The organism is Cronobacter muytjensii ATCC 51329, from assembly GCF_001277195.1.
In the GTDB taxonomy this organism is placed as follows: domain Bacteria; phylum Pseudomonadota; class Gammaproteobacteria; order Enterobacterales; family Enterobacteriaceae; genus Cronobacter; species Cronobacter muytjensii.
The window spans coordinates 1,828,127-1,845,364 of sequence record NZ_CP012268.1 but is presented as its reverse complement, the minus strand read 5'-3'; the positions used below and the strand labels follow the sequence as shown (position 1 = coordinate 1,845,364).

Sequence of the window (17,238 nt, the reverse complement as noted above, 5' to 3'; positions counted from 1 at the left end):
GTCAGGGGCCGGAAGGTCAGTGCGATGGATAGCGTTGATGGCGGTACGCAGGCTTACCGCCTGCAACAACACGTTTTGTAGATGCAGGGCGGGTAAGCGAAGCGCCCCCGCCGCGTCAATCCACGCCACCTCATCCGGCACCCCATGAGCCCCGTCACCGCCCTTAATTGCTGGCGGTTTTCACCGGCGCGTCAGCTTTCTTGTCGTTGCCGGCGATATACGGGCTCCACGGCTGCGCGCGGACCGGCGCTTCGGTCTGCCACACCACGTTGAACTGCCCGTTGCCTTCAATCTCGCCAATCATCACCGGCTTGTGCAGATGGTGATTGGTTTTATCCATCGTCAGCGTAAAGCCGGACGGCGCGTTAAAGGATTGCCCCGCCATCGCCTCGCGCACTTTGTCCACATCCGTCGTGCCTGCCTTCTCTACCGCCTGCGCCCACATATGGATGCCCACATATGTCGCCTCCATCGGGTCGTTGGTCACCACCGTGTCGGCGTTCGGCAGCTTGTGGGCTTTGGCGTACGCGCGGTAATCAGCGACAAATTTCTGGTTCTGCGGGTTATCCACCGACTCAAAGTAGTTCCACGCCGCGAGATTACCCACCAGCGGTTTGGCGTCGATACCGCGCAGCTCTTCTTCACCCACCGAGAACGCCACCACCGGCACGTCGGTCGCCTTCAGGCCCTGGTTGGCCAGCTCTTTATAGAACGGCACGTTGGAATCACCGTTGATAGTGGAGACCACCGCCGTTTTACCGCCGGCGGAGAATTTTTTGATATTCGCGACGATGGTCTGGTAATCGCTGTAGCCAAACGGCGTGTAGACCTCTTCGATGTCTTTATCCTGAACGCCTTTTGAGTGCAGGAAGGCGCGCAAAATCTTGTTGGTGGTACGCGGGTAGACATAATCGGTGCCGAGCAGGAAGAAGCGCTTCGCGCTGCCGCCGTCTTCGCTCATCAGGTACTCCACCGCCGGGATCGCCTGCTGGTTCGGCGCGGCGCCGGTATAGAAAACGTTCGGCGACATCTCTTCGCCTTCATACTGCACCGGATAGAACAGCAGGCCGTTGAGCTCCTCAAACACCGGCAGCACCGACTTGCGCGAGACCGACGTCCAGCAGCCGAACACCGCCGCCACCTTATCCTGGCTCAACAGCTGACGGGCTTTCTCAGCGAACAGCGGCCAGTTGGAGGCCGGGTCCACCACCACCGGTTCGAGCTTTTTGCCGAGCACGCCGCCTTTGGCGTTTATCTCGTCGATGGTCATCAGCGCCACGTCTTTGAGCGGCGTTTCGGAAATCGCCATCGTGCCGGAGAGCGAGTGCATGATGCCGACTTTTATGGTGTCGGCGGCCTGGGCGCTGAAGGCGAACCCCATGCTGATGACCGAGGCGGAAAGGGCGAACGCTTTTAACAAGGTACGACGATGCATAGACTTCACTCCTGGTAGTAAGGGCTGTGTGTATGGTTAATCTCGCGTCTTCCGCCGCGCCTGATGCAGGGCGTGAAGCGTTATCTTGCGAACCTCTTTCTGGCTTTGAGCAATGTGGTCGTGCAGTTTGGTTCGGGCCTCCTGTGCGTTACGTTCAAAAACCGCGAGCAGGATCTGACCGTGCTCGGCGTACGTGGCGCTGATACGCGCCGCCTGGGTGAAATCCATCCGGCGCACGATGCGAATTTTTTCAGTGATCTCGCGATGCACTCGCGCCATTTCCGGGTTACCTACCGCGCCCACGAGCGTCATATGGAACGCCTCGTCAAAGGGGGCGACGTCGCAGCCTTCGGAAAGCGGCGGCGACTCTATCCAGAACTCGCGCAACTGAAGCAGCGGCAGCGGCGTAACGTGCGTCGGGAGCGCGCAGAGCCGCGTCACCGCCTCGGTCTCCAGCACGACGCGCAGATCGTAGAGCGCCTCAAGATTGTCGAAATCAATCGGCCTCACCTGCCAGCCGCTGCGCGGCTGAACATCCAGATAGCCCTCCTGTTCGAGCCGGTGCAGCGCCTGACGCACCGGCGTGCGGCTCGCCCCCATGCGCGCCGCGATGTCGTTTTCGCTAAAGCGGTCGCCGGGCACCAGGAGGAAATCGAAAATCTCCTGTTTAAGCAGCCGGTAAATGCGCTCGCCCTGGGCTTCCGGGTGCGCCGCGCGTTGTCTGGCCGTTAATGGCATATCCTCTCCTTTTGTGTGCCGTCCGGCGGGTGCGCTAACGCTTACCCGCCTTACAGTTAACGAGGCGCACTGGCCGTCGGCGGCGACGTCAGATTGAGCGCGGACTGTACGCCGCGAGGGGAACGTACACGCCCTACGAGCCCCAGATGAGCGCAGCCCGGCGCAATCTGACCAGTAAGCCAGGTCAGCCCAGCCACAACAGGGCATCGCCGGGGGCCACGGGCCGCCCTTGCTGACAGCGAATTTTTGACACCACACCGTCGACCGGCGCATGGACCATCAGCTCCATTTTCATCGCCTCGACCACGATCAGCGGCTCGCCCTGCTTCACCCGCTGGCCCGGCTCGACCAGGATTTTCCAGACGTTGCCATTGAGATCGGCGCTCACCAGTTGGCCTGCGGTGTCCGTCTCTTCTTCGGGCTCTACCGTAAGCGCGTCGCTCTCATTGGTCTGCGTCTGCCAGTGGGCCACTTCGGCGCTGAAAGCCGCCTGCTGCCGCTCGCGAAACGCGGCGATATCCGCCGCGTTGGCGTCTAAAAACGCCCGGTAGGCGGCGAAATCGAACTCGGTTTCTTCGATGCGCACCGGCGCGCGGCCCTCGCGGAAGGCGTCGCGGAAATCATTCAGCTCGGCTTCGCTCACCGGGTAGAACCGCACCTGGTCGAAGAATTTCAGCAGCCACGGCTCGTCGCCGAACTGCGGGTTCTTGAGGAATTTGTTCCAGATGGGCAGCGTGCGCCCTACCAGCTGATAGCCGCCTGGCGAATCCATGCCGTATATGCACATATACATGCCGCCAATACCGACGGTGCCTTCGGCAGTCCAGGTGCGCGCCGGGTTATATTTCGAGCTCAGCAGGCGGTGGCGAGGATCCACCGGCACCGCGCACGGCGCGCCGAGATAGACGTCACCCAGCCCCAGGATCAGATAGCTGGCGTCAAAGACGATGTTTTTCACCTCGTCGCGGTGCGAAAGGCCGTTGGCCCGGCAGATAAAATCGACATTGTTCGGCAGCCACGGCGCTTCTTTGCGCACGGTCTGCTGGTAACGCTCGACGGCGCCGAGCGTCGCGCTGTCTTCAAAGGCCATCGGCAGCCAGACGATGCGCGACGGGATTTTCAGCGATTCCACATCACCGAGCTGCTTCTCAAGGCTCATCAGCAGCGTTAACAGCGGGCGCTGCCCCAGACGCTGGCTGTCATAGCGCACCTGTAGCGAACGCACGCCGGGCGACAGCTCTTCAACACCCGCGACGCCACTGGCGCGGATAGCTTTCATCAGCAGATGCACCCGCAGGCGCAAGGCCAGATCCATCACGTTATCGCCATACTCAATGAGGAGGTAGCTGTCGCCCGCCTGTCGCCATACCACCGCAGGCAGCCCGTTTTGCGCGGGCACTTCGGCGAGGATCGCCGCACTCGACGTGCTGCCCGGCAGCATTGAGGGCGTCTCGTGCGGGCGCGCGCTGACCGCGCGCAGATGGTTGCACGCCACCTCCTGCGCCAGCTCCAGCGACTGCGCGTGTTCAATGCTTATCGGGTGAAAGCGGATGCGATCGCCGGGCTTCACCTGGCCTACTTTCCAAAGCTCCGCGCGGGCAATGGTGACCGGGCAGACAAAACCGCCAAGGCTCGGGCCGTCGCGCGTGAGGATCACAGGGAAATCGCCGGTGAAGTTGATCGCGCCGATGGCGTATTCGCAGTCATGCACGTTAGACGGATGCAGGCCCGCTTCGCCGCCATCGGCGCGGCTCCATTCCGGTTTCGGGCCGACCAGGCGCACGCCGAGCCGGTTGGAGTTGTAATGCACCTGCCACTCGGCGGCGAAGAAGGTATCCATCGAGGCGGGCGTAAAGAAATCGGGCGCGCCGTGCGGCCCGTAAAGCACGCCGATATCCCACACGTCGCCATAGCCCGGGATCAGCCCCGGCTCCGGCGTCTGGGGCGGCGCGATGGGCGCAGGCGTGGTGCACGCGGCGAGCGCCGGGCGGGAGACTGCCAGCACGTCGCCGGGGCGCAGCGTGCGTCCGGCATGGCCGCCGAACTGCCCGAGCGCGAAGGTGGAGCGGCTGCCGAGATAGCACGGCACGTCGATGCCGTTACGCACCGCCAGATAGCCGCGGCAGCCGGTACGCGCGCGGCCAAGCCTCAGCGTCTGTCCGGCGCGGGCGGTTACCGGCTGCCAGCAGGCGACGGGCTCGCCGTCGAGCGTCGCGTCGCAGTCCGCGCCGGTTAGCGCGAAAATCGCCTCGCTGTGAAAGCGCAGCGTCGGCCCCTGGAGCGTAAACTCCAGCCCGGCTGCCTCAGGCGCGTTGCCAACAATGCGGTTTGCCAGCCGGAAGGCGTAGTCGTCCATCGGCCCGGAGGGCGGCACGCCGATATCCCAGTAGCCCAGACGTCCCGGATAATCCTGCACGCTGCTCCAGGTGCCTGGTTCCAGCACTTCAATGGCGTGCGCCTGGTATTTCACTTCATCCAGCAGGCGCGTCCACATGGTCGCCTCTTCGAATGCCTCCAGCCGGATAATCTGGCGCAGATAGTCAAGGTTAGTGGCGATGCCGTGCAGGCGCGTCGCGTCCAGCGCCTTCCGTAGTTTCGCCAGCGCCTGCGGGCGGTCGTCGGCGTGAACGATGATTTTGGCGATCATCGGATCGTAAAACGCGCTCACTTCCGCGCCGGTGCTGACCCAGCCATCCACCCGCACGTTCGCGGGGAAAGCGACGTCGGTGAGTTGTCCCGGCGACGGCTGGAAATTTTTCAGCGGATCTTCAGCATACAGACGCACCTCAATGGCCGCGCCCTGCGGCGCCTGCGCCAGCCGCGGCCAGTCCAGCGGCTCACCTGCGGCGACCAGGATCATGCATTCGATAAGATCGAGCCCGGTCACGGCTTCAGTCACCGGATGCTCCACCTGCAAACGGGTGTTGACTTCCAGAAACCAGAAGCGGTCGCTGTCGGCATCATAAATAAACTCCACGGTGCCTGCGCTGCGGTAGTTAACCGATTCGCCCAGCGCCACCGCAGCGGCGTGCAGGGCGTCGCGCGTCGCCTGCGGCAGCCCCGGCGCTGGCGTCTCTTCCACCACTTTCTGGTTGCGGCGTTGCAGCGAGCAGTCGCGCTCGCCGAGCGCCGCCACGCGCCCCTGCCCGTCGCCCATAATTTGCACTTCGAGATGGCGGGCGCGGCTGACGAATTTCTCAATAAACACGCCGTCGTCGCTGAAGAACTGCTGACCCTGACGTTTCACGCTCTCCCAGGCGTCCCTGAGCGCCGCCTCGTCCCCGCAGCGCATAAGCCCGATACCGCCGCCGCCAGCGGTGGTTTTCAGCATCACCGGGTAGCCGATTTCGCGCGCCGCCTGTAGCGCTTCGTCAGGGGAATGCAGTAGCCCGGTGCCAGGCGTCATCGGCACGCCCGCGCCGGCGGCAAGCGCACGGGCGCGGTGTTTAAGCCCAAAATCGCTAATCTGCTGCGCGGTCGGCCCGATAAACACGAGATTCGCGGCCTCGCACGCCGCCGCGAACTCCGCGCGCTCCGATAAAAACCCGTAGCCGGGGAAAATGGCCTCTGCCCCGCTCGCTTTCGCGGCCGCCAGGATTTTATCGACGTTGAGATAGGTGTCGCGCGCCGTGTCGCCGCCGAGCGCGATGGCGATATCGGCGTCGTGCACGTGTTGTGCGTTACTGTCCGGATCGGAATAGACCGCGACGCTGACAATGCCCATTTTCTTCAGGGTACGGATGGCGCGGCAGGCGATTTCGCCACGGTTGGCGATAAGCACTTTGCTGAACATGGTCGGGTCTCCTCAGGCGCGCTGGTGACGGGCAAGCCAGGCTTTCCAGCCGCCCCATTCGGTGATGTCGGTGGCGCTCTCAAGCGCCTGCGGCTCGCAGATAAAGCCTTTTACGGCGCGACCATCGGCGAGCGTCAGCGTACCGATGCCGAGCGGTGATGGGATCTCCGCGACAAATTCGCCGAAGCGCGCGAGCGGAATGTCCCACAGCTCCACCGCGATGGGCTGACCGGCAGCAGCACGCGCGAGGCCGGGCTTCGGCGGCGTGGTGTTGGCGAGCGCATAAAGGCGGTAATCCGCCGCCGTGGTGGTTTCTTCAATAAACACGGCATCACGCGTGGTGAGCTGGTGGTTGAGCGGCATGCCGCGCAGATGCGCGCCGACCACGGCGAGGCGCACATGGTGCGGGGAGGACGGCGGCGGCAAGGCGGCGGGCAGCGCTTTATGGGTGGCGCCGAGGGGCAGCGGCGTCGCCTGCTGCCAGAGCGCGCCGAAATGCGCCAGCGCGGCGTCATACCAGGCGGGCGCGATAAGCGTAATGCCCGCAGGCAGACCATCGGCGCGGAAATCGCCAGGCAGCGCCAGCGCGCAGAGATCGGCCAGATTGGTGAAGTTGGTGTAGTAGCCGAAATGCGAGTTGTAGCGCACCGGCTCAGCGTCCATTTCTTCAAGGGTGTGAATGGTGGGCGACGTCGGGACGACCAGCGCATCGACCTCATCCAGCGCCAGGGCGATGCGCCGCGCGAGTTCCGCACGGGTGTATTCCGCCTGCCAGGCGTCGCAGGCGCTGTACTTAAGCCCCCCTTCGACGATGCCGCGCACCGTCGGGTCCATCACCTCCGGCGGCTGGTTGAGCATCTCGCCCACCGCGACGGTGCGCTCCGCCACCCAGGCCCCCTGATAGAGCTGCTCCGCAAGCTGGCGAAACGGGGTGAAATCAACGGGCACCAGCGTCGCGCCCAGCGCTTCAAGCCGGGCGAGGCTCTGGCGAAAGGCCGCTTCGCTGTGCGGGTCACCGTAAAATTCGAGCACATCAGGCACCGCCAGACGGGGGTTCGCGGGCAGACGCGCGGGCGCAGTGCGCGGGTTATGGCGCGAATACGCGTCGTCTGCGTCATAACCGCCTGCGATACTCGCAACCTGAAAGGCATCGGCGGCGCTCAGCGCGAAAACCGAGACGCAGTCGTTAAGCCGACAGGCGGGCACCACGCCGCGGTTTGAGAGCCAGCCTTTGGTGGGTTTCAGGCCGACAATATTGTTGAACCCGGCGGGCACGCGGCCGGAGCCTGCGGTGTCGGTGCCGAGCGCAAAGGCGACCAGGCCCCGCGCGACCGTCGAGGCGGAGCCGGAACTGGAGCCGCCGCTGACATAAGCCGGGTTAAACGTGTTGGGTACCGCGCCAAAGGGCGAACGGGTGCCGACAAGCCCGGTGGCGAACTGATCGAGATTGGTTTTGCCAAGCACAATGGCCCCGGCGGCTTTAAGCTTCGCAACCACCGCGGCATCGTCCTGCGGGGTATACGCAAACGCCGGACACGCCGCCGTGGTGGGCAGTCCCGCGACATCGATATTGTCTTTCACCGCGAACGGCACCCCGAAGAGCGGAAAATCCGCCAGGGTTTTTCCCTCCTTCAGCGCGGCCAGCAGCAGCGCAATTTGTTCTTCAAGATGCGTCGCGCTGGCCCGCGTTATCCACGCCGGATCGTTATTGTCGGCATCATTAAAGGCAGCGGAATATATTTCGCGAATGCGCTGCGGGCAGTCCTGATATTCGCTGCGCCACTCAGCAAGCGTCAGCGGCGTAAACAGCGGTGAACTCTGTGACATAACTGGCATCCCATCTGGTATACAAGATGGAAGCTATTTAGCAAAGGGAATGCCAGTTTTATTAATACCCTTAAAATCAGCCAGTTACTTATTTAAAAAGGCGTTACTGGCGGGATTGGTTATGTAGCGCTGAGTTTTTTAATAAAAAAGGGATACGTGATGGTGCAGCGGTGCGACATAAATGTGCAATGAAGGAAGAAATAAAGAAAAGTGATGATGAGCAGCGCGGGGAATAAGGTTTTTCGATGCGTCTTTTTATAAATGGGATATCACGGCGGGGGGGTGCGCTACGCTTACCCATCCTGGACAGGAAGACAAGGTAAAATTGGGCGGGTAAGCGCAGCGCACCCGCCGAACGGTTTTCGCAGCCGGGTTGAAGGGAAATATGCAACGGCGATGACATCGTTCCGTTCGCCATTTCACCACCCCGACATATTTTTGTTGTCCCAAAACCCGAGCCGGGAGGGAGAAAAGCCACCCCGTCCCCCGCCCATAAAAAAGGGGGGGCGCTACGCTCCCCCCTCGTAAAAGCCGATAACCCGGCTCCTTCGCTTCTGTTACCACACCTCGCTGGCGACGCTGGTTACGAGGCGCACTTTCTGCCACTGCTCGTCCGGGCTGATGCTGTTGCCTTCTTCGGTCGAGGCGAACCCGCACTGCGGACTTAAGCAGATCTGGTTGATATCGACATATTTCGCGGCCTCGGCCAGACGCGCCTTGATTAATTCCGGGTTCTCCAGTTCGCCGTTTTTCGTGGTGATAAGACCCAGCACCACCTGCTGTTTACCCGGACGGATAAAGCGCAGCGGCGCGAAATCACCGGAGCGGTCGTTGTCATATTCCAGGAAAAACGCATCAATGTTCACGGTGCCGAACAACACTTCCGCCACCGGCTCATAGCCGCCTTCCGCAATCCAGCTGGAGCGGAAATTACCGCGGCAGACATGCAGCCCGATGGTTAAATCTTCCGGCTTGCCTTCCAGCGCCTGGTTCAGCACGCGGGCATAGATGCGCGCCAGCTCGTCCGGACAGTCGCCGCGCTCGCGGATCTGGCGGCGCTGTTCGTCAGAGCACAGGTACGCCCATACGGTATCGTCAAGCTGCAGATAGCGGCAGCCCGCGTCGTAGAACGCGCGGATAGCGTCACGCCAGGTGGTAGCGAGATCGTCGAAATACGCATTCAGATCCGGATAAACGTTACGGTCGATCGCCGCAGCACCGCCACGGAAATGCAGCACGCTTGGGCTCGGGATGGTCATTTTCGGTTCGGCGTTGCCGCTGACGCTTTTCAGGAAGCGGAAATCTTCCAGCATCGGATGGTCGCCAAACGCCACTTTACCGGTCACGCGCACGCTCTGCGCTTTGGTCTGGATGCCGTTGAACTGGATGCCCTGATTCACTTCCACCAGCTCCACGCCTTGCAGCGCGGCGAAGAAATCCATGTGCCACCAGGCGCGACGGAATTCGCCATCCGTGACCACATGCAGGCCGCAGGCGCACTGCTGTTCAACGGCGTGGCGAATGGCCTCGTCTTCAACTTTGCGCAGGCGCGCGGCGTCTATCTCCCCTGCCGCAAACTGCTGGCGGGCGTGCTTAATGGCATCGGGACGTAAAAAGCTGCCGACGATATCGGCGCGAAAAGGGGCGTGTTGACGCTGCATGGTGTTCTCCTCGTGGCCTGACGCGATGATTGCGTCAGGTGATAGTTCAAAATTTGAATATTTGGCCGTCTGGATGGCTATATGTCCGAAGAATGACATCTGGCAGGCGTTCAGGCAAACGAGGAAATTTCATGGGTGTTGAAAAAAATTCATCTAAAAGAATCCCCACCGGAGTGGGGAAAAGAAAGGCACAATGCGTATTTATTTTTTCCCGGCGGCGGCGTTGCTCTCCACGACGCCCGGGATGGGTGTGGTTTCACGTTTGAACTGGCCGTTGAGGGCATCCACGCCACTTTGCGGCTTCGCGAATGTCTCTAAATCTGCGCGCGAGCGGCGGATCTCATCTGTATTAACACCAAGTTTTTTATCGCGCTCGCTGACAAGCTCCGGTTTCGCCTCGCCATCGCGACTGAACGACCAGGCAAGCATTGGCGGGCCGAGCGGCAGCGCGTCGCCCTTCTCGCCCGGCCCGCCGGTATGCCAGACGTGCCAGGTTTTACCGTAGCTGTTCATCTTGCTCTGCATCAGACGATGCTCAACCGGTGCCGGAATACCGGGCGCGATTAACTGGCCGCTAAGGATTTCACCATTATGCGGATGCCAGTACTGCTTTTCCTGCGGCGGCAACTGGTTAAAGAGTTTTTCAGAGATAATATATTCTACGCCGTTCATATTGGCGTCTTTAGAATTCCCGTCAAATAAAACGCACTGGGCGAAATCTTCGTTGACCTGATGGCAATAGTGGTGCGCTTCCATCTGTTTTTCCGGGATCTCTTTCATCGGATGGAAACCCACCAGATAAATATCAAAACCTTTTAACGGGGCATTACTTTGCAACACTGCCGAGCCGGTTTCGAGTAAATTGGTACTGGTCGATTTACTGGCGCCCGGTGGGGTATCTTTTTCCGCATGGGCAATAAATGCGACGGATAAAAGCGGGAGTAACGTTATTTTTAATGCACGTTGTAATTTCATAGGGTAATTAAACTGATGAAGAGGTATTTATGTCATGCGCGACACGACCTCCGGTATGAGCATTAACCCATACCGGAGGGACGTTATGCCGGGCGCATGCGGCCCGCCGCTCCGTCAGGAAGAGGAACGGCTGCTGCTTTTACCGCCTTTGCGGCCTGCTTCTGCTGCACGCTCGCGGTCATTTTTAAAATTCCCGCCGCTATTCTGGCCGCCTTTACGACCGGCTTCAGAAGCGCGCTCACGATTTTCAGCAAAATTACCTGAACCACCACGATGTTGAGCCATAATATTCTCCTCGGATTAGCAGAGATAATTTAAACCGCGTCCTCACAATGCGAACGCAGAACTAACTATAGGCACGCTTTCCCGTTTCGCAAGTTACATTAGCCGCCGGCATCTATTTTACCGCTGCGTTCTGCCAGATATTTCAGGAAATGCACTTTTATCTCCTGAATGCCAAAGGAAATTCTCTCCCCGCCCCTTCGCTTAATAAGAAAATTCTTAAAAGAAAGCATTAATAATTTCGTTTCTGTCGTTGCGACTATTCTTTATCTGCGAAGTGTCGTTCGTTGATTTAATTTCCGCTGAGGAGTGATTAATGAAACAGAAATGGTACTGCTGCCCTGCCATCAAACTTAAAGACCGGTTCATGGTGCTGATTATGGGACAGGATGTTTTCCTGCTGTTCCGCAAAGGCGGTTCAATAAGAAAGTCCCGCGACTGGCTGGCCCGCGAGAAAGCGAATTTTATTCCTCTGGGGTAAACCACGACGTTTTTCTGGTTGCAGACAAAAGCGCTATCTCGTTTAATGTGTAGCGCTTTTGTTAACCCCTTGTGAGTATCATGATTGTTCGTCCCCCACAGCACTGGTTTGCCCGACTCTTTGTCTGGCATGGATCCGTATTAGCCAAAATATCCACGCGTCTACTCCTTAATTTCCTGTTATCCATTACGGTTATTTTCTTTTTGCCGTGGTATGAAGCGCTCGGAATAAAACTGACCACCGCGCCATTCAGTATTCTCGGCGTGGCGATTGCGATTTTTCTCGGCTTTCGCAACAGCACCTGTTTCGCCCGCTTTAATGAAGCGCGTCAGATTTGGGGGCAACTGGTTATTCACTGCCGCTCGATGTTGCGCACCGCCCGCACGCTGATGCCCGATAACACGCAGGAGCTGCATCATCTTGTGAATCTGGAAGTGGCGTTCTGCCACTGCCTGCGCCTGACGCTGCGCCGTAAAAAGCTTGATAATGTGTTAGACCGTTATTTAACCCGCAACGAAATGGCGCGTGTGATGAACAGCAATTCGCCGTGCAATACGATTTTACTCATCATGGGCGAATGGCTCGCCGCGCGGCGCAACGGGCTGTCGGATATTCTTTTCCAGACGCTCGATCAGCATATTAACCAGCTCGCGGCTGTGCTGGCGGGCTGTGAACGCATCGCGAATACGCCGCCGCCTTTCGCCTATTCGCTGATGCTGCACCGTACGGTCTATTGCTTCTGCATTATGCTGCCGTTCGCGCTGGTGACCGACCTGCATTTTATGACGCCGTTTGTTTCGGTGTTTATTTCCTACACCTTTATTGCGCTGGATACGCTCGCGGAAGAGCTGGAAGATCCGTTCGGCACTGAAGATAACGATCTGCCGCTGGATGCGCTGTGTAATAACATTGAAATAGACCTGCGTGAAATGAATAACGAGTCGCAAAAACCGGCTAAGCTTTTGCCGAACCGGCATTATCAGCTCACCTAATGCGAGAGGCGATTCTCGATTTTTCATGAATAATCCGTAATTAATCATTAGCAGGGATAATGAGATATGGTAGCGTTACCCCTGCTCTCCTCATCCCTTCATGTCGCCTGTTGGGCCTTTTCCCTCCCCTGTTTTATTGCAGCCTGGCTTTAAGGAAACGCCATGTCTCATTTCACGATCGAAATGCTCTCAGATCAGTGCGGAGTCAGCATGACTAATTTACGCGCCTGGCAACGGTCCGGATTACTGAAGCCCGCGCGCGATGATGGCGGCAGACGCTTTTTTGATTACAGCCACCTGATGCGTATTCACGCCATTATAAAATTCCTCGACCGCGGCCTGCCCCTGAATGAAGTCGCCCGCCTTCTAAAAGGTGAAGAACGCTCGCTGGCAAGCCAGTGGGAGGTGTGGCAGGAACAACTGCTCGCCGCGCTGGAGAAGCCCACCATGGAAAAAGCCCGCGCGCTGCTGCGCAAAATGGGCCGCGAGCTGCCGGCGGCGATGCTGCTGGATAACGTGGTGCTGCCGCTGCGTCAGTGGTTGAACCATGGCGCGAGCGGCACGCAGCTCACCCTCCGCTCCCGTTTCGACACGCTGATTATTGAGTACGCCACCTTTACGCTGCAGGCGCTGCGCAAGCGCCCGGCCTCCGGGCTGGTGATCATGGCCATGAACAGCCAGGATTCGCTCAGCGTCTGGCTGGAGGCGATTCGCTTCTCAGGCGAAGGATTTCGCATTGATGTGCTGCACCAGCCGGTGCCACTGCCAGATCTCACGCAGTTCGACGCCGATCATTACCTGGTATACAGCGATGTCGCGCTGACGCCCGCGCAACTGGCGCTCTGGCAGCAGTGGCAGCTTGCGGGCAAGCCCGTTTTCAGCGCAGGCGCCGGGTTCGCCGTGCCGCCGCAATTGCCGGACGCCGCCAACGTGCCTGACGCGCCGCGTCGCGAAGAGGCGCGCTAAACGCGCGTGTCGCAAAACGGTTATCGGACTGTCGTCTTTTCGTCACATATCAGGGTCTTTGTTAAAGGATGGTGTGAATGAAAAGGCGGGAGTTACGATGCCGGATGCCGCGGAGCTGTTTATCTGTATGCCGGAAATTGTGTTACTGGTGGGGTTTCTTGCCGCTTATTGCAGTAATAAATGGGATGACTGAACGCGGAATAAAAAAATACCGCCAGGCGGACCTGACGGTAAGGCTTGCATGGATTGTTATTGTCCTGCGCTCAACATCACGCTTATTTCCCTATGATTGCACGCGCAGGTTCAACGCCGCTTAAACGCGGCGTTATTCGCTTAAGCCACGGTTTTTCAGCATCGGCTCGATACGCGGTTCATGCCCGCGCCAGGCGAGCCATACCTCTTCCAGATCCTGACTGTTGCCCCGCGAAAGCACCGCCTCGCGAAAGCGCGCGCCGTTCTGCGCCGTCAGCCCGCCCTGCTCCTCAAACCACTGGTAGCCGTCATCGGCGAGCATCTGCGTCCAGAGATAGGCGTAGTAGCCCGCCGCATAGCCGCCGCCGAAGATATGCGCGAAATAGCTGCTGCGATAGCGAGGCGGCACGGCGCGCAGCGCAATATTCTCCTGCGCCAGCGCCGTCGCCTCAAATACCGCCACGTCGTCGGGGGACGATGACGGCGTCAGGCTGTGCCAGTGCTGGTCGAGAAGCGCCGCGGCCAGCAGTTCGGTCATGTCATAGCCCTTATTGAAGCGCACCGCGCGGAAGAGTTTTTCGCGAAGCTGCGCCGGCATCGGCTCGCCGGTCTGATAGTGACGCGCGTAATGCGCGAAAACCTCCGGGTGGCTCGCCCAGTGCTCGTTGATTTGCGACGGAAATTCCACGAAATCGCGCGGCGTGTTGGTGCCGGAGAGCGTGGCGTAACGCTGGTTCGCGAACAGGCCGTGGAGTGTGTGGCCGAACTCGTGGAACAGGGTGATGACGTCATCCCAGGAGATTAACGCGGGTTGACCGGCGGCGGGCTTCTGGTAATTACACACGTTGTAGATAACCGGCTTGTGACCGGCGAGCGTCGACTGTTCGACGAAATTGCCCATCCAGGCGCCGCCGCTTTTGCTGTCGCGCGCGAAGAAATCACCGTAAAACAGCGCCAGCCCGCTGCCGTCTTTATCGAAAATCTCCCAGACGCGTACGTCCGGATGGTAAACCGGAATATCGGTGCGCTCGGTAAACGTGAGGCCAAATAGCGCGCTGGCGGCATAAAAAACGCCGCGCGTCAGCACATTGTTGAGTTCGAAATACGGTTTGATCTGCGCCTCGTCGAGCGCGTATTTCTCACGCCGCACCTGCTCGGCGTAAAATGCCCAGTCCCAGGCTTCGGCCTGAAAACCGCCATTCTGTCGGTCGATAGTCTGCTGAATATCCGCAAGCTCTCTCCCGGCGCGCGCCGTCGCCGCAGGCACAATATCGCGCATAAAGCGCAGCGCCGCGTCCGGAGTTTTCGCCATCTGATCGGCGATTGTCCAGGAGGCGAAATCGTCAAAGCCCAGGAGCGCCGCCTGCTGCGCGCGCAGCGCGGCAAGCCTCAGCACCAGCGCGCGGGTGTCGTTAGCGTCGCCTTTTTCGGTACGATGCCAGCCTGCGTTAAAGAGCGCCTCGCGCGTGGCGCGATCGGTGAGCGACTGCAGCGCGGGTTGCTGAGTGGTGTTGAGAAGCGCGATAAGCCAGCGCCCTTCCTGCCCCTTTTCACGCGCGGCTTCAGCGGCTGCGGCAATCTCCGCCTCGCTCAGGCCCGCCAGCTGTTCGCGGGATGAGATGAGCAGGCCGCCCGCTTTATCCGCCGCCAGCAGGCGCTGGTTAAACTGGCTGGTCAACTGCGCCGCCTCCTGATTCAGCGCCTTGAGCTGCGCTTTTTGCTCCGCGCCAAGCGTCGCGCCCGCGAGCATAAACTGCTGCCAGACCACCTCCACCAGCCGCAGCGATTCGTCATCCAGCCCGAGCGTATGGCGCTGTTCATATACTGCGTTGAGCCGCGCGAATAGGGTCTCGTTAAAGTGGATATCGTCCGCCAGCGCGGCCAGCTCAGTGGAAAACTCTTCATCCAGCGTTTGCAGGTAATCGTTGGTGTGCGCTGAGGTCATCGCGAAAAAGACGCTGGTGACGCGCGCGAGCATCGCGCCGCTGCGCTCCAGCGCCAGATATGTATTTTCAAAGGTGGGCGCCGCGCTATCGGCCGCGATAGCCTCCACTTCGGCGCGCTTCTGGCGCACCGCCTCATCAAAGGCGGGACGATAGTGCTGATCGGTTATCGCATTGAACGGCGGCGCTTCATATGGCAGCGCGCTCGCTGAAGAAAAAGGGGTAGTCACCGGCATGAAAGTCTCCCGCAAAAGCGTGATGGCAAAATCACAGCTTATGCAGCCACGTCCTAAACAGCAATGGTTTCACGACGCAAGCTATCAGGAAGTGATATTCCACAGTTCGCGCCGCGCGTGCTAAGGTAACGGTTCTGAAAAAGCCTTGAGGAACAGCGAGATGATTATTCTGGTTACCGGCGCCACGGCAGGCTTTGGCGAGGCCATTACCCGTCGTTTTGTGAAAAACGGCCATAAAGTGATCGCAACAGGCCGCCGCCAGGCGCGTCTTGATGCGCTGAAAGACGCGCTCGGCGAGAGCGTGCTGACGCTGCAACTGGACGTGCGCAACCGCGCGGCTATTGAAGAGGCGATGAGTAGTCTGCCGCTGGAGTGGCGCGACATCGACGTGCTGGTCAATAACGCCGGGCTGGCGCTGGGGCTGGAGCCTGCGCATAAAGCGAGCGTCGAAGACTGGGAAAATATGATAGACACCAACAATAAAGGGCTGGTGTATATGACCCGCGCCGTACTGCCGGGCATGGTGGAGCGCAATCGCGGACACGTGATTAACATCGGCTCCACGGCGGGTAGCTGGCCTTACGCGGGCGGCAATGTTTACGGCGCGACCAAAGCGTTTGTGCGCCAGTTCAGCCTTAACCTGCGCACCGATCTGCATGGCACCGCGGTCCGCGTGACCGATATTGAGCCGGGTCTCGTGGGCGGCACGGAGTTCTCAAACGTGCGCTTTAAAGGCGACGATGACAAAGCCGGTAAAACTTACGAAAACACGAACGCGCTGACGCCGGAAGATGTGACCGAGGCCGTCTGGTGGGTAGCTTCGCTGCCTGCGCATGTCAACATCAACACGCTGGAGATGATGCCGGTCAGCCAGAGCTTTGCCGGGCTTAGCGTACACCGCCAGTAGTTCCCGCCTTGCCCGTTCCCCGCGCCGCCGCTGGGCGGGGTGGGCAATTAATGGTAAATTGCCGCAGTAACCCGCAAATAAAGACAGAAGAATGGCCGCTGAAACTCCGCTCAACCCGACCCAGCCGGTGAGTCAACAAATTTACCGCATCCTGCGCCGCGATATCGTGCACTGTCTGATCCCGCCTGGCACGCCGCTTTCGGAGAAAGAGGTGTCGGTGCGCTTTGACGTGTCGCGCCAGCCGGTGCGCGAGGCGTTTATTAAGCTTGCGGAAAACGGGCTGATTCAGATCCGCCCGCAGCGCGGCAGTTTCGTGAATAAAATCTCGCTGCGCCAGGTGCGCAACGGCTGTTTTGTGCGTCAGGCCATTGAGCGGGCGGTGGTACAGCGCGCGGCCACAATGCTGACCGACGCCTCTCTCTATCAGCTTGAGCAAAATCTTAACCAGCAGCGCACCGCCATTGACCGCAAACAGCTGAGCGATTTCTTCCAGCTTGACGACGAATTTCACTACCGCCTGACGCAGGTGGCTGACTGCCAGCTCGCCTGGGACACGGTGGAGAATATTAAAGCGACCATCGACCGGGTGCGCTACATGAGCCTTGATCACGTCTCCCCGCCGGAAATGCTGCTGCGCCAGCATAACGATATTTTTCACGCGCTGGAGCGGCGCGATCCGCAGGCCGCCGATGAAACGATGCGTCTGCATTTGCAGGAAATCAGCGAATCGGTGCTGCTGATCCGCCAGGAAAACCGCGACTGGTTCAGCGAAGACTAGCTGCGCGACGTTACTTTGCTAAGGATGGATGC

General features: G+C 59.7%; 14 protein-coding genes. 6 read left to right on the top strand and 8 right to left on the bottom strand.

Annotated features, from left to right (window positions below; all coding sequences use genetic code 11):
* Nucleotides 1-163: 163 nt before the first annotated feature.
* From urtA to AFK63_RS08550, 7 genes are all read right to left on the bottom strand, one after another.
* Nucleotides 164-1,435, bottom strand: coding sequence for an urea ABC transporter substrate-binding protein (gene urtA / locus AFK63_RS08580; protein WP_038862912.1), 1,272 nt, complete (start codon nucleotides 1,433-1,435; stop codon nucleotides 164-166).
* A gap of 36 nt (nucleotides 1,436-1,471) precedes the next feature.
* Complete coding sequence (locus AFK63_RS08575) at nucleotides 1,472-2,173, bottom strand: GntR family transcriptional regulator (protein WP_038862911.1); 702 nt, start codon at nucleotides 2,171-2,173, stop codon at nucleotides 1,472-1,474.
* Nucleotides 2,174-2,357: 184 nt separating this feature from the next.
* Nucleotides 2,358-5,966: an urea carboxylase gene (gene uca, locus AFK63_RS08570; RefSeq protein WP_038862910.1), complete on the bottom strand. Its 3,609-nt coding sequence runs from the start codon at nucleotides 5,964-5,966 to the stop codon at nucleotides 2,358-2,360.
* 12 nt (nucleotides 5,967-5,978) lie between these two features.
* Complete coding sequence (atzF, locus tag AFK63_RS08565; RefSeq protein WP_038862907.1) at nucleotides 5,979-7,793, bottom strand: allophanate hydrolase; 1,815 nt, start codon at nucleotides 7,791-7,793, stop codon at nucleotides 5,979-5,981.
* Nucleotides 7,794-8,350: 557 nt separating this feature from the next.
* Nucleotides 8,351-9,454 (bottom strand): cobalamin-independent methionine synthase II family protein, encoded by a 1,104-nt coding sequence (locus tag AFK63_RS08560; RefSeq protein WP_038862906.1) that lies wholly within the window; start codon nucleotides 9,452-9,454, stop codon nucleotides 8,351-8,353.
* Nucleotides 9,455-9,655: 201 nt separating this feature from the next.
* Nucleotides 9,656-10,429 carry an OBAP family protein gene (locus AFK63_RS08555; RefSeq protein ID WP_038862905.1) on the bottom strand — a complete coding sequence of 258 codons (774 nt, stop codon included), beginning with the start codon at nucleotides 10,427-10,429 and terminating at the stop codon, nucleotides 9,656-9,658.
* A 114-nt stretch (nucleotides 10,430-10,543) separates the two neighbouring features.
* On the bottom strand, nucleotides 10,544-10,714 hold the full coding sequence (locus AFK63_RS08550) for a con-10 family general stress protein (protein WP_038862904.1): 171 nt from the start codon (nucleotides 10,712-10,714) through the stop codon (nucleotides 10,544-10,546).
* Nucleotides 10,715-11,027: 313 nt separating this feature from the next.
* Here AFK63_RS08550 and AFK63_RS21480 point away from each other — a divergent pair, with 313 nt between their 5' ends.
* The 4 genes from AFK63_RS21480 to AFK63_RS21785 all read left to right on the top strand — a co-directional run bounded on the left by AFK63_RS21480 (nucleotide 11,028) and on the right by AFK63_RS21785 (nucleotide 13,343).
* Nucleotides 11,028-11,192: a hypothetical protein gene (locus AFK63_RS21480; protein WP_007726200.1), complete on the top strand. Its 165-nt coding sequence runs from the start codon at nucleotides 11,028-11,030 to the stop codon at nucleotides 11,190-11,192.
* 80 nt (nucleotides 11,193-11,272) lie between these two features.
* On the top strand, nucleotides 11,273-12,184 hold the full coding sequence (locus AFK63_RS08545) for a bestrophin family protein (protein ID WP_038862903.1): 912 nt from the start codon (nucleotides 11,273-11,275) through the stop codon (nucleotides 12,182-12,184).
* 162 nt (nucleotides 12,185-12,346) lie between these two features.
* Nucleotides 12,347-13,150, top strand: coding sequence for a MerR family transcriptional regulator (locus AFK63_RS08540; protein ID WP_038862901.1), 804 nt, complete (start codon nucleotides 12,347-12,349; stop codon nucleotides 13,148-13,150).
* Nucleotides 13,151-13,247: 97 nt separating this feature from the next.
* Complete coding sequence (locus AFK63_RS21785) at nucleotides 13,248-13,343, top strand: hypothetical protein (RefSeq protein WP_407638546.1); 96 nt, start codon at nucleotides 13,248-13,250, stop codon at nucleotides 13,341-13,343.
* Nucleotides 13,344-13,475: 132 nt separating this feature from the next.
* On the opposite strand, the gene dcp is transcribed toward AFK63_RS21785, so the two are convergent.
* Nucleotides 13,476-15,521 (bottom strand): peptidyl-dipeptidase Dcp, encoded by a 2,046-nt coding sequence (dcp, locus tag AFK63_RS08535; protein WP_038862898.1) that lies wholly within the window; start codon nucleotides 15,519-15,521, stop codon nucleotides 13,476-13,478.
* Nucleotides 15,522-15,681: 160 nt separating this feature from the next.
* Between dcp and ydfG the strand changes: the two genes are divergently transcribed.
* Complete coding sequence (gene ydfG, locus AFK63_RS08530; RefSeq protein WP_038862897.1) at nucleotides 15,682-16,428, top strand: bifunctional NADP-dependent 3-hydroxy acid dehydrogenase/3-hydroxypropionate dehydrogenase YdfG; 747 nt, start codon at nucleotides 15,682-15,684, stop codon at nucleotides 16,426-16,428.
* A 91-nt stretch (nucleotides 16,429-16,519) separates the two neighbouring features.
* Nucleotides 16,520-17,206, top strand: a complete 687-nt coding sequence (locus AFK63_RS08525; protein ID WP_038862895.1) for a GntR family transcriptional regulator — start codon at nucleotides 16,520-16,522, stop codon at nucleotides 17,204-17,206.
* Nucleotides 17,207-17,238: the final 32 nt, after the last annotated feature.

Coding starts and splice junctions, on each gene's coding strand:
- urtA (WP_038862912.1), bottom strand. CDS start 1,435: ATGCATCGTCGTACCTTGTTAAAAGCGTTCGCCCTTTCCGCCTCGGTC.
- AFK63_RS08575 (WP_038862911.1), bottom strand. CDS start 2,173: ATGCCATTAACGGCCAGACAACGCGCGGCGCACCCGGAAGCCCAGGGC.
- uca (WP_038862910.1), bottom strand. CDS start 5,966: ATGTTCAGCAAAGTGCTTATCGCCAACCGTGGCGAAATCGCCTGCCGC.
- atzF (WP_038862907.1), bottom strand. CDS start 7,793: ATGTCACAGAGTTCACCGCTGTTTACGCCGCTGACGCTTGCTGAGTGG.
- AFK63_RS08560 (WP_038862906.1), bottom strand. CDS start 9,454: ATGCAGCGTCAACACGCCCCTTTTCGCGCCGATATCGTCGGCAGCTTT.
- AFK63_RS08555 (WP_038862905.1), bottom strand. CDS start 10,429: ATGAAATTACAACGTGCATTAAAAATAACGTTACTCCCGCTTTTATCC.
- AFK63_RS08550 (WP_038862904.1), bottom strand. CDS start 10,714: ATGGCTCAACATCGTGGTGGTTCAGGTAATTTTGCTGAAAATCGTGAG.
- AFK63_RS21480 (WP_007726200.1), top strand. CDS start 11,028: ATGAAACAGAAATGGTACTGCTGCCCTGCCATCAAACTTAAAGACCGG.
- AFK63_RS08545 (WP_038862903.1), top strand. CDS start 11,273: ATGATTGTTCGTCCCCCACAGCACTGGTTTGCCCGACTCTTTGTCTGG.
- AFK63_RS08540 (WP_038862901.1), top strand. CDS start 12,347: ATGTCTCATTTCACGATCGAAATGCTCTCAGATCAGTGCGGAGTCAGC.
- AFK63_RS21785 (WP_407638546.1), top strand. CDS start 13,248: ATGCCGGATGCCGCGGAGCTGTTTATCTGTATGCCGGAAATTGTGTTA.
- dcp (WP_038862898.1), bottom strand. CDS start 15,521: ATGCCGGTGACTACCCCTTTTTCTTCAGCGAGCGCGCTGCCATATGAA.
- ydfG (WP_038862897.1), top strand. CDS start 15,682: ATGATTATTCTGGTTACCGGCGCCACGGCAGGCTTTGGCGAGGCCATT.
- AFK63_RS08525 (WP_038862895.1), top strand. CDS start 16,520: ATGGCCGCTGAAACTCCGCTCAACCCGACCCAGCCGGTGAGTCAACAA.